At 63.7% G+C, this 11,686-nt stretch carries 12 protein-coding genes and 1 tRNA gene; 6 read left to right on the plus strand and 7 right to left on the minus strand.

The window, feature by feature from the left end:
* Positions 1-98: 98 nt before the first annotated feature.
* Positions 99-851: a sulfite exporter TauE/SafE family protein gene (locus BMW89_RS36840; RefSeq protein WP_092035236.1), complete on the minus strand. Its 753-nt coding sequence runs from the start codon at positions 849-851 to the stop codon at positions 99-101.
* 89 nt (positions 852-940) lie between these two features.
* On the opposite strand from BMW89_RS36840, the gene BMW89_RS36845 reads away from it, so the two are divergent.
* Positions 941-1,831 (plus strand): LysR substrate-binding domain-containing protein, encoded by an 891-nt coding sequence (locus BMW89_RS36845; protein ID WP_092035237.1) that lies wholly within the window; start codon positions 941-943, stop codon positions 1,829-1,831.
* 19 nt (positions 1,832-1,850) lie between these two features.
* On the opposite strand, the gene BMW89_RS36850 is transcribed toward BMW89_RS36845, so the two are convergent.
* The 3 genes from BMW89_RS36850 to BMW89_RS36860 form a co-directional block, all read right to left on the minus strand.
* Complete coding sequence (locus BMW89_RS36850; protein WP_092035238.1) at positions 1,851-2,816, minus strand: Bug family tripartite tricarboxylate transporter substrate binding protein; 966 nt, start codon at positions 2,814-2,816, stop codon at positions 1,851-1,853.
* A 17-nt stretch (positions 2,817-2,833) separates the two neighbouring features.
* Positions 2,834-3,616: a histidinol-phosphatase gene (gene hisN / locus BMW89_RS36855; protein ID WP_092035239.1), complete on the minus strand. Its 783-nt coding sequence runs from the start codon at positions 3,614-3,616 to the stop codon at positions 2,834-2,836.
* Positions 3,617-4,145: 529 nt separating this feature from the next.
* Complete coding sequence (locus BMW89_RS36860; protein WP_092035240.1) at positions 4,146-5,036, minus strand: N-formylglutamate amidohydrolase; 891 nt, start codon at positions 5,034-5,036, stop codon at positions 4,146-4,148.
* A 361-nt stretch (positions 5,037-5,397) separates the two neighbouring features.
* Between BMW89_RS36860 and cpdR the strand changes: the two genes are divergently transcribed.
* The 4 genes from cpdR to BMW89_RS36885 all read left to right on the plus strand — a co-directional run bounded on the left by cpdR (position 5,398) and on the right by BMW89_RS36885 (position 6,782).
* Positions 5,398-5,757 carry a cell cycle two-component system response regulator CpdR gene (gene cpdR / locus BMW89_RS36870; protein WP_007597092.1) on the plus strand — a complete coding sequence of 120 codons (360 nt, stop codon included), beginning with the start codon at positions 5,398-5,400 and terminating at the stop codon, positions 5,755-5,757.
* Positions 5,758-5,831: 74 nt separating this feature from the next.
* Positions 5,832-5,906, plus strand: a tRNA-Val gene (locus BMW89_RS36875).
* Between the two features lie 151 nt (positions 5,907-6,057).
* Positions 6,058-6,531: an L-2-amino-thiazoline-4-carboxylic acid hydrolase gene (locus tag BMW89_RS36880; RefSeq protein WP_092035241.1), complete on the plus strand. Its 474-nt coding sequence runs from the start codon at positions 6,058-6,060 to the stop codon at positions 6,529-6,531.
* Positions 6,532-6,539: 8 nt separating this feature from the next.
* Positions 6,540-6,782: a hypothetical protein gene (locus BMW89_RS36885; protein WP_092035246.1), complete on the plus strand. Its 243-nt coding sequence runs from the start codon at positions 6,540-6,542 to the stop codon at positions 6,780-6,782.
* Between the two features lie 134 nt (positions 6,783-6,916).
* On the opposite strand, the gene BMW89_RS36890 is transcribed toward BMW89_RS36885, so the two are convergent.
* The 3 genes from BMW89_RS36890 to BMW89_RS36900 all read right to left on the minus strand — a co-directional run bounded on the left by BMW89_RS36890 (position 6,917) and on the right by BMW89_RS36900 (position 9,604).
* On the minus strand, positions 6,917-7,375 hold the full coding sequence (locus tag BMW89_RS36890) for an NUDIX hydrolase (protein WP_177196588.1): 459 nt from the start codon (positions 7,373-7,375) through the stop codon (positions 6,917-6,919).
* 5 nt (positions 7,376-7,380) lie between these two features.
* On the minus strand, positions 7,381-8,433 hold the full coding sequence (gene hisC, locus BMW89_RS36895) for a histidinol-phosphate transaminase (RefSeq protein WP_092035243.1): 1,053 nt from the start codon (positions 8,431-8,433) through the stop codon (positions 7,381-7,383).
* 79 nt (positions 8,434-8,512) lie between these two features.
* Positions 8,513-9,604, minus strand: a complete 1,092-nt coding sequence (locus BMW89_RS36900) for an enolase C-terminal domain-like protein (protein ID WP_092035244.1) — start codon at positions 9,602-9,604, stop codon at positions 8,513-8,515.
* A 186-nt stretch (positions 9,605-9,790) separates the two neighbouring features.
* Between BMW89_RS36900 and BMW89_RS36905 the strand changes: the two genes are divergently transcribed.
* Positions 9,791-11,353 carry an adenylate/guanylate cyclase domain-containing protein gene (locus BMW89_RS36905; RefSeq protein ID WP_092035245.1) on the plus strand — a complete coding sequence of 521 codons (1,563 nt, stop codon included), beginning with the start codon at positions 9,791-9,793 and terminating at the stop codon, positions 11,351-11,353.
* Positions 11,354-11,686 lie beyond the last annotated feature (333 nt).

Genomic DNA, 11,686 nt, shown 5'->3' on the forward strand with positions numbered 1-11,686 from the left:
TCTGATGCTGGCCTCCGATCCAGCCAGCATCTTGAATCACAAACCGCCGCCCGACGGAATCCCTCCCGATTCAATCAATCGATGAACCGCTCTAGTCTCTACGCGAACTCTTTCAGCAGCGCGCTGCCGGCGAGATACACGCCCAGCAAGATCATCGCGATCAAAAACCAGCGGCGAAACGCTTCCGCCGGCATTCGCGCCCGCACCGACTGGCCGACGAACATGCCGGCAAAGGCCATGGCCATGCCTACCGCGCCCGGCACGGCATTGGCCGGCGTCAGCAATCCGCCGGCGGTGAGGTTGAAGGCAAGCGCCAGCGTCGCCGTCGTGAAGAACACGCCGAGCGCCTGCACCAGTTCGTCCTTCTCCATGCCGATCGCCTGCATGAACGGCATCGAGGGGATCACCTGCACGCCGGTTGAGGCCGAGATCACGCCGGTGATCACGCCGACCACGCCGCCGACCCATTTCTCGTTCTGCGGCGCGACGTGGAATTTGAATTTGCTCAAGCCGATGATCGCGTAGATCACCAGCAGGATGCCGAGCACGATCGTGCCGTAGCGAGCATGCGGACCGGTCAGAGCGCCGGCATTGAGCCAGCATCCGATCACGGTGCCGATCATCAGCGGCCACAGCCGCCGCAGGATGTCGCGCAGATAAGGGCCGGAAAAGGTCTGCCAGATGTTGGTGACGATGGCGGGCACGATCACGATGGCGATCGCGCGGCTCGGCGCCATGCTCACTGCGAGCAGGCCCATGGACACGGTCGGCAGGCCGAGCCCGACCACGCCCTTGACGAATCCGGCGACCAGGAAGACGGCAGCGATGACAATGAGGAGAGGGTCAATCATGTCCCCACATTGACCCAAGCCGCGCGCGGGCACAATCTGGAGGTTACGGAGATAGCCTTCGTCCAGAGCGAAGGCTGAGGAGACCTGCCATGCGCTTCGACCTCGTCGACCTCCAGCTTTTCATTGCAGTCGCCGACCAGCGCAGCATTACCCGTGGCGCCGAGCGGTCGCATCTGGCCCTGGCCTCGGCCAGCGCGCGCATCAAGGGCCTTGAGGACGCGCTCGGGGTCGCGCTGCTCAAACGCGGGCGGCGCGGCGTCGAGTTGACGGCGGCCGGCGAGAGCCTGCTGGATCATGCCAGGGTCGTGATGCACCAGATCGACGCCATGCGCGGCGACCTCGCCGGCTTTGCCAGCGGCGTGCGCGCCAGCGTGCACTTCCTCGCCAACACCTCCGGGCTCTCGGAGCATCTGCCCAAGGCGCTGGCCGGCTTCCTGCGCGAGCATCGCGACGTCGCCATCGACATCGAGGAGCGCGAGAGCACTGACATCGCCGCCGCCATCACCGCGGGCGCCGCCGATCTCGGTTTTGCTGCCGAGCACGCACTGCCGGAGCATATCGAGCGTTTTGTGTTCAGCGAGGACCGCCTGACGCTGGTGACGTCGAGGCGTGGCCCGTTCGCCGGCCGCCGCCAGATCGATTTTCAGGAGGCGAACGATTGCGAATTCGTTGGGCTGACCAGCGCCACCGCGCTTCAGATGCATATTTCAAAACACGCGGCGCGGCTCGGCATGCGCCCGCATTTCCGCGCGCGGCTGCGCGACTTCGACGCGATCTGCCAGATGGTCGCTGCGGACGTCGGTGTCGCGCTCGTGCCTGAAGCCGCAGCCCGCCGCTGTTCAAAACTGATGCCGCTCGCGATGGTCCGGCTGCGCGACGCCTGGGCCAACCGGAAGCTCGTGATCTGCGCACGGAGTTTCAAGACGCTGCCAAGGCCGGCCAAGATGCTGGTGGAGCATTTAAGGGCAGCGGCGGTGTGAGGTCGTGGGCTCATTGCGCCTACTTCGCCGTCTCGACCCCAGCGTCCCTGATCACCTTCGCCCACTTCTTCGTCTCATCCGCGATGAAGCTGCGAAAATGCTCGGGCTCATCGCCGATCAGCGTCGCGCCTTGCTGGGCGAGCTTCTCCTTCACCGCGGGATCCGCCATGGCCTTGGTTGCGAGATCATGCAGCGCTGCGACGATCTCCTTCGGCGTGCCCTTTGGCGCGACCATGCCGTACCAGTTCTCGATGCGAAGAGCAGGAAAGCCTGCTTCCGCCATGGTCGGCACCTCGGGTGCCGTCGGTGAGCGCTCGGGCGAGCCGACCGCGATCGGCCGCAGGGCGCCCGCCTTGACCTGCGGCAGCAGCACGGGGAGATCGAGGAACGTCATCTGCACCTGCTGTCCGAGCAAATCGTTCACCGCGGGCGCGGCGCCGCGATAGGGCACGTGCACGATGTCGATCTTGGCCGTCAGCTTGAACAGTTCACCGGCCAGATGCGGCAGGCTGCCGGGGCCGGAAGAGGCGAAGTTGAGTTTTCCGGGCTGCGCCTTGGCGAGCGCGATCAGCTCACTGACGTTTTTCGCCTCCACATTGGTGGCGACGACAAGCATTTCCGGTACGGTCGCAACCAGCGTCACCGGCGCGAGGTCGCTCGAGGTGTCGTAGGCGACCCGTTCCATGCTCGGGCTGATCGCGAGCGCGCCGGCCGAGGAGATCGCGATGGTGTAGCCGTCGGGCGCGGCCTTGGAGACCGCGTCGGTGCCGAGCACGCCGCCCTGGCCGCCGCGATTGTCGATCAGCACCGGCTGCCCCGACAGCTCCGACATGCGCTGGCCGATCACGCGGGCAATGATGTCGTTGGGGCCGCCGGCCGGGAAGGGCACGATCAGCTTGATCGGTTTGGTCGGGAAATTCTGGGCGGAGGCGAGGGTGGGAAACAGAAGCAAAGCCGCGAGAAGGAGCGTGCGCCGGTTCTTCATACAAGCCCCTTGGATCTTTATCCGTTGAGCAGTTTCAGTGCTTCTTCGTGAACCCGCGCATCACCGGCGGCGACGATGCGGCCGCCGCCCTGGGCAGGCCCGCCTTCCCAGGTGGTGACGACGCCGCCGGCGCCGGTCACGATCGGGATCAGGGCCGCGATATCATAAGGCTTCAGCTCGGTCTCGACCACGAGGTCGATGTGGCCTGCCGCCAGCATGCAATAGGAGTAGCAGTCGCCGCCATAGCGCGAGAGACGCACACCCTTCTCGATGCGGCCGAAGATGGCGCGGTCGCGCTCGTTCATCAGCAGCGGGCTGGTCGTGTAGGTCGTGGCTTCCGCGAGCGAGGCGCAGCGGCGGACCTGCAGCCGGCGCTCGCCGGAGGGGCCGTTATAGGTGGCCGAGCCATTGTCGCCGGAAAAGCGCTCGCCGATGAAGGGCTGGTGCATCATGCCGTAGACCGGCGTGCCCTTGTGCAAGAGCGCGATCAGCGTGCCCCAGATCGGAAAGCCGCCGATGAAGGATTTTGTGCCGTCGATGGGGTCGAGCACCCAGACGTAGTCGGCCTCCTCGCGCTCATTGCCGAACTCCTCGCCGACGATGCCGTGCTGGGGGAAGCTGGCCTTGATCAGCCGCCGCATCACCGCCTCGGCGGCGCGGTCGGCCTCCGTCACGGGATCGAAATCCTTGGCCTTGCTCTTGTCCTCGATCGACAGCGAGGTGCGGAAGAGCGGCAGGATGGTCTCGCCGGAGGCGGTAGCGAGCCGTCCGATGAAGGCTGAGAAGTCGATCACCGTCACGGCGCATCCTCAAAACGAAAGTCGGGTGAAGCTTATCTCTGCCTAACTCAATTCGCCTCTTGCGTGCAGCGCTGTCTTGATTTGCACCCTGGTATTTTGGATGCCGGAGGCCGCTGCCTTGCCTCCGTCATAGGTTGGTCAAATATCGATCATTGAGTTGAAAACTTAGTTCCGAATTTGCCTTGTTCGTATGCAAACGACTATCAACCCATTGAATTTCCTTATCAAAGAAACTGAATCTGGGTTTCGCTGTAAGCAAATGAGCTATGTCCGTATTGCATGGGAAATGGCTCAAAAGCCCTTGCACTTTGTGCGTCGCGGCCGCATATTGTTGCGGTGCGGTAGCGCTTCTCGCGTTACTGCTGCCCTCCTTGGGCGTTTCCTCCCTAGACTTGGGCCGCTTCTTCATCAGAAGCGGCCCTTTTTTCTTGGCGCCTCTGTTTTCATTTTGGCGCAGGCAGGGACACCAAGCGAAACGCGTGCGCGCCAATTGCAGGCAGCGCGATCTCAAGAAGAAAAAAGCTCTCGTCTATTCCGCGGCGGCCTGGAACGGGCCGAGATCGCCGAACGGGATCGTCGTCGCCAGCACGTCGGCGAGCACGCCGAAGTCGGACGCCACCTGCGCAAAGCGCGGCCCGCGTTCGCGCCGTCGCTCGTCCATGTAGATCGCGCGGTTGAGCTCGAGCTGCACCGCATGCAGGCCGCTCGCGGGGTTGCCGTAATGCTCGGTGATGAAGCCGCCGGCATAGGGCTTGTTGCGGCCGATCGAATAGCCGAGCCCGGTCATGGTTTCCTCGACCCGATCAGGCAGCAGCGGCGTGCAGCTGGTGCCGTAGCGGTCGCCGATCACGATGTCGGGCCGGCGCGGCTCGTCCCTGCTGACGCCGACCGAGGGCATCGAATGGCAGTCCACCAGCACCACGGTGCCGAACATCTGGTGCACCTTGTTGATCAGCCGGCGCAGCGCGCGGTGATAGGGCTTGTACAGCGTCTCGATCCGCGCCAGCGCATCGTCGACCAGGATGCGCTCGCGGTAGATCTCCTGGCCGTCGCCGACCACGCGTGGAATGGTGCCGAGGCCGCCGGCGACCCGCATCGAGCGGGTGTTGGCAAAGCTCGGCAGCCGCCCGGTGAACATGCGGGGATCGAGCTCATAGGGCTCGCGATTGACGTCGACATAGGAGCGCGGAAAGTTGACCCGCACGGTCGGAAAGCCGCGGTCGCTGAGATGGCCGATCAACTCGTCCATGAAGGAATCTTCGGACCGCCGCAGCTGCGGCAGGTCAATCCTGGAGGCGCTGAGGAATTCGTCCGGGTAGGTCGAGCCGGAATGGGGCGAGTTGAAGATAATGGGCGCGCGCCACTCGGCGGGCTCAAAGATCTCGAAGGCTGGCGACACCTCGCCGTCAAACCGGGTCATCTTCTCAGGCTTCGTCCCTTACTTCTCAGGCTTCATCCCCAGGCGCGCTACAGGGTCCGGCAAGGATCTGAACGCAATGATTCGGCCGTCCAACGGCTCTTATGTGTCGTCATTGTCCGGAATCACAACCATTCTGCCAAGCGAAAAGATGTGATCGGCACTGGATCATGTCTTAACCGTGCGAGCATCGAGGCGGGGACGGGCGGGCGCTGCTCGATTGATTCGCAGCCCATTCGGGTTCACAAGGGGGCCGCGCCGGTCGGGCCCAGGGTAAAGATTTTCACCCGAAATTTACCCTCTGTCGGGCTTAGTGACCTCTGCTGATGCCTTGCGACTGCCTTGGGGATTCGACGTTCAAGCCATGCCAAAAATCCTGCTCGCCGAAGACGACAACGACATGCGCCGTTTCCTGGTCAAGGCGCTGGAAAACGCCGGTTTTCAGGTCTCATCCCATGACAACGGCATGGCCGCCTATCAGCGGCTCCGGGAAGAGCCGTTCGAGATGCTGCTGACCGACATCGTGATGCCGGAAATGGACGGCATCGAGCTCGCCCGCCGGGCCTCGGAACTCGATCCCGACATCAAGATCATGTTCATCACCGGCTTCGCCGCGGTCGCCCTGAACTCGGATTCGGACGCCCCCAAGAACGCCAAGGTGCTGTCCAAGCCCGTGCATCTGCGCGAATTGGTGAGCGAAGTGAACAAGATGCTGGCGGCCTAAATCGGCCCCCTTCCGTCCTTGCACCGGCTCCCCTGAGCCGTTATAGGGACCCCGACCCATCTAGACGACATCTAGGGCGCGTAGCTCAGCGGGAGAGCACTACCTTGACATGGTAGGGGTCACAGGTTCGATCCCTGTCGCGCCCACCATCCTTCGCTCGCGATAGCCGAGTGAAGGATGCCACGCCGAAGCCCAACGGGCGTAGACGGGCTGCCGCCGCGAACCTCGCGCAGGCAAGCCACGATATTATCTTGCAACAGCGGTGTGCTATGGTCCGTACCTCGGATGCGAGGCTGACCCATGACCGTTTCCGTCATCGCGCAGGCAAAAATCCAGGCACAAATTCTGGTGCCGCTGGTCAAAGCGCTTCAGGCCGAGCTCGGCGAGGCCCGTGCCGACGCGCTGGTGCGCAAGGCGCTCGGTGATCTCTATCGCGGCTTTGGCGAGGAGTTCTGGAAGGCCAAGAACGAGACGGATCTCGGCAAGGCCGTGTCATCGGCGTTCAAGACCTATGCCCGCGACGACGCGCTCGCTTATGACGTCATCGAGCAGACGCAGGACTCCTTCGCATTCGACGTGAAGCGCTGCGCCTATGCCGAGTTCTACAAGGCGCTGGGCGAGCCGGAGCTCGGCTTTCTCCTGATCTGCACGGCGGACTTCGCGACAGCAGAAGGCTTTGGCCCTGATGTCAGGCTCACGCGCACGCAGACGATCATGCAAGGCGCGCCACATTGCAATTTCCGCTACCGCCGTGATTTGGGAGAATCACAGTGAAGGGCACGATGCGGGCGAGCTGTCTTGCCATGGCCACGCTGGCGCTGATCGCGTCACGCGCAGATGCGGCGATCATCGACTGGCAGGCCGAGCTCCAGCGCTGCCGGACGCTGCGCGAGACCATCGCGCCGCTGCTTCAGGCCGGCGAGGGCATCTCCGCCGTCGGCCGCTCCAACCGGTCCGTCCGCCGTTGCATCTGGATCCAGCGCCTGGCCGTACGCAAGAATATCCCGGGCGCGGAGTTTTGGTAGCGTACTGACCAGGCGGCGCTGTTGCCTCAAATTCCGTCATTGCGAGCGTAGCGAAGCAATCCAGAGTCTTTCCGCAGTGGCAGTCTGGATTGCTTCGCTAAGCTCGCAATGACGATGTGGAGGCAGTGATGTATTCAGATCCATCTCCCGAGCAGCAACGCCTTCAGCCCGGTCGGATAGAGGTCCGGCCCGCCGTCCACGTCGAGCTCCGCGACATCGAACCAGCGCGCGACGATCTGCTCTCCATTATCCTCGCGGAAATCGATGCGTTCTTGGCCGCTGAACGCGCGTTCCGGAAACGCGACCTCGGCGATGAACATCACCTCGTGGCCCGTCGCGCCCTCGTGCATAAAAATGTTCTCCATCAGCAGCGGCGCGCCAATGATGGTGACGTCGATGCCGAGTTCTTCGTTGAATTCGCGCAGCAGCGCCGTCCGCCAGCTCTCGCCGAACTCGATCTCGCCGCCGAGCGGACGCACCCCCTTGATCCGCCCCGCATCGTCGCGGACTTCAGCCGCCAGCAGGCGCCCGTCGCGCCAATGCAGGCCGATCGCGACGACGCGGATGTGGGGATGCGGGCGCCATGTGGTCATGGGTATCAAACCAGCTCGCGTGCCACGGCGATCAAGCGGCTGCATTGATCCTCGGTCCCGACCGTGATGCGCAGGAAATCCCCGATGCGGGGTTTTGCGAAATGCCGGACCAGCACGCCGTGCTTGCGAAGCCCGGCTGCGAGCTCTGCGCCGCTGTGGCCGGGATGGCGGGCGAACACGAAGTTCGCCATCGACGGCACGACCTCGAAGCCCAATCCCTGGAGGTCGCGGACCAGCTTCTCCCGGCTCGCGATGATGCGTCCGCGGGTCTGCTCGAACCATGCCTCGTCCGTGATCGCGGCAACTCCGCCGGCGATGGCGAGGCAATCGAGCGGATATGAGTTGAAACTGTCCTTCACCCGCTCCAGCGCCTCGATCAGGGGCCGCTGGCCGATGGCAAAGCCAACGCGCAAGCCCGCCAGGGCCCGCGACTTCGAGAACGTCTGGATGACGAGGAGGTTGTCGTGGCGCGCAACCAGCGGAACGGCGCTCTCGGCGCCGAAATCGACATAGGCTTCGTCGACCACCACCAGCTGGTCCGGATGCTCGCTCACCAGCGCTTCGATCGCGTCGCGCGGAAGCGCAATGCCGGTCGGGGCATTCGGGTTGGGCAGGAGAATGGCGCCGCACGGCCGCCGGAAGTCGGCAATCTGCACCTTCATCGCGGCATCGAGCGGCACCTCCTCGTAATGGATGCCGTACAGGCGGCTATAGACCGGATAGAAGCTGTAGGTGATGTCGGGAAACAGCAGCGGCGCGTCCTGCTTCAGCAGGCCCTGGAACGTGTGGGCCAAAACCTCGTCCGAGCCGTTGCCGACGAACACTTCATCGGTCGCCACGCCGTAGCGGTCTGCGATGGCCTCGCGCAAAACGGTCGCGCCGGGATCGGGATAGAAGCGCAGGCGATCCGTCGCGGCCGCGATCGCAGCCAGCACATGCGGCGAGGGATCGTAAGGGTTCTCGTTGGTGTTGAGCTTGACGAGGTCGTGGATTTTTGGCTGCTCGCCGGGCACGTAGGGCGAGAGGTCGCGGACGACGGAACTCCAGAAGCGGCTCATGATTTTTAACTCGATTTAGCGGGTTGTCGTTTCCCGGATTGCGCTGCGCTCCATCCGGGCTACGGGGCTGTGCTTGTGGTCAACCAACCAGATACTTCTTCACCGCCGCCTCGTCCCATGCAATCCCATTGCCGGGCTCCTCGCTCGGCAGCGCAAAGCCGTCCTTGATCTTCAGCCGCGTCGCCAGCACCGCATCGGCCCAGTCGACATATTCCAGCCAATGCGCGGTCGGTGTCACGCAGAGCAAATGCGCGCTGACCTCCGAGAACAGGTGCGTCGACATCTCGATGCCCGCGGCATGCGCGAGCGCGGCGGCGCGCAGCCAGCCGGTGACGCCGCCGATCCGCTGCACGTCGGGCATCACATAGTCGCAGGCTTCAGCTGAGAGCGCCGTCTGCATCGAGAAGGCGCTGTCAAAATTCTCGCCGATCTGGACCGGGGTGCGCAGTGCATCCGCAATGCGGGCGCAGCCTTCATAATCGTCGTGGCGGATCGGCTCCTCGATCCAGGTCAGGCCCTCGTCGTCGAGCATCTCGCCGCGGCGGATGGCTTCCGTCACCGTGAGTGCCTGGTTGTAGTCGCACATCAGCGTCACCTCGTCGCCGACGGCTTTGCGCACCGCGCGGACGACGGCGAGGTCCTCCCGCGCATCGGGCCGGCCGACGCGGATCTTTGCGGCGTGAAAACCTTCGGCCAGCAGCTTGTGCGCCTCTTCCACCGCGGCGCCCGCGGGCATGATGCCGAGCCCCTTCGAATTGTAGGCCCTGACTGGTTTTGGCGCGCCGCCGAGCAGGCGGGCGAGCGGCAGGCCGCGTGCGCGGGCGAGTGCGTCCCATGCCGCCATGTCGATGCCTGACTGCGCCAGCCGTTGCAGGCCGGCGAGGCCGAGCAGCGTGAAGCGCTGGGTCAGCTTGCGCTCGATCTCGATCGGCAGCAGCTCGTCGCCGGCGAGCAGCTCCGACATTTCCGTGACCATCGCGGTCAGCGGCTTCAGGGCCGACGGCGTGATCGAGAACAGATAGGCATGCCCGACGGCGCCCTGGTCGGTCTCGCAGTCGATCAGCACCAGCGGCGCTTTCGCGACCGCGCCGGTCGAGGTCAGGAGCGGCAAATTCATCGGCACGATCACGGGGCGCGCATTGAAGCGCTTGATGCGGATGGTCTCGGTCATGGGATCTCCCGGCGGAGTGAATGCAGGTTCAAGTCGATCTTAAACATTCATCATGAAACGAAAAGATGCCTGCTGTGACCCCCATAAAATGGGGTTGCGCGGGCGCGCGTTTGCGGGCTCTGTTCCGCCGCAGGCTGCGCCGCAAATCCCCGAATTCGCGACAAAAGCACACAACGGAGCCACAGAGTGAAACAAGAGATCGCCGAAGAACAGCGCAAAAGCGGCATTCTCACCGGCACCGTGATCGCGTTCCTCCTGCTCGCTCTGCCGCTTGCGGTCTGGCTGGACCTGACCGAGCTCAGCAAGACGGCGCTGCGCCGCCAGGCCGTCGATCTCAATTCGGTCATATCAAGCGTGCGCAGCTACTATGCGTCCAACGTGGTCGGGCGGGTACTGGCCAACCCGAACGGTAGCACAAAGGTCGTCCACAACTACGAATCCATCCCCGGTGCGATCCCGATCCCGGCGACTTTGTCGCTGGAGCTTGGCCGGGTGATCGGCGCGCAGCAGGAGAACATCACCTACCGCTTCGTGTCGGATTTCCCGTTCCAGAACCGCGCCCAGCACCAGCTCGACAAGTTCGAGAAGGACGCGCTCGATGCGCTTCGCAAGGACCCCGAGCAGAAGATCGTCGAGACCGACACCTCGCTGTTCTCCGACAAGGTCCGTCTGGTCGCTCCCGTTGTGATGGGCCCTGCCTGCGTCAGCTGCCACAACAGCCATCCCGAAAGCCCGAAGAAGGACTGGAAGGTCGGCGACGTCAGAGGCATCCAGGAAGTCATCATTGCCCAGCCGATCGCGGCCAACATCTTCTCGTTCAAATTTCTCTTGGCCTATTTCCTGATCGCCGCCGGCAGCGGCCTGTCCTTCCTCTCGCTGCAGCGCCGCCAGGCCGGCCGCATCAAGGGCATGAACAAGGAACTCGAATCCGCCAACGACTTCCTCGCCGCGCTCTCGATGAAGATCTCGCGCTACATCCCGCCGCAGGTCTACAAGAGCATCTTCTCCGGCCAGAAGGACGTCACCATCCACACCGAGCGCAAGAAGCTGACCATCTTCTTCTCGGACATCCAGAATTTCACGGCGACCGCCGAGCGGCTGCAGCCTGAGCTGTTGACCCAGCTCCTCAACGAATATTTCACCGAGATGTCGGCGGTCGCCCACGAATTTGGCGGCACCATCGACAAGTTCATCGGCGATGCCATGCTGATCTTCTTCGGCGACCCCGAGACCAAGGGCGACCGCACTGATGCGCAGGCCTGTCTTCAGATGGCCTGGCGCATGCAGCACCGCCTCACCGAGCTCAATGCGAAATGGCGGGCGTCCGGAATCGAGCTGCCGTTCAAGGCCCGCATGGGCATCAATTCCGGCTATTGCAATGTCGGCAATTTCGGCAGCAGCGACCGCATGGACTACACCATCATCGGAGCCGAGGCGAACCTCGCCGCGCGCCTGCAATCGATCGCCGAGCCCGGCGGCATCGTGCTGAGCTACGAGACCTTTGCACTGGTGAACGAGACCGTCAGGGCGCATGCGCTGCCCGCGATCACGATGAAGGGCATCAACCGCGAGGTTATTCCCTATTCGGTCGATTCGCTGAACGACGCGGCGGCGGAGACGAGCGGCATCATCACCGAACGCGCGCCCGGCCTCGAGCTCTATCTCGACCCGGCGGTGGTTAAATCAGGCGATGCCGCGCGAGTACGCTCGCTGCTGGAAACCGCGCTGGCCTCGCTGAAGCCGGCGTGAGGGTGCGGATTTGCATAGCCGCTTGTCTGATCGAGAGAGTCCCCGTGTGGCACCCCTCTCCCTAACCCTCCCCCGCAAGGGGGGAGGGAACGCACCTTTGTTGTGGCGCGAGTTCGTCCTGATCAATTGCGACAGAGTCCGCCGAGGCACACTATCGCAGCGCGCTCCGCTTGTCCAGCGGATGGATGGGTAACAAAACAGACCGGATCGATGGGTAACACTCGTTCATGATTTGGTTGGCTGCGGCGCTGCGCTAGCGCAGCGCCGCAGCCTGCGTGTTTGCTGGTCGATGATGCCGATCGGCACGTCGAAGAAGCGCACTTGCCAGTATCC

This window comes from Bradyrhizobium sp. OK095, from assembly GCF_900109945.1.
GTDB lineage: Bacteria > Pseudomonadota > Alphaproteobacteria > Rhizobiales > Xanthobacteraceae > Bradyrhizobium.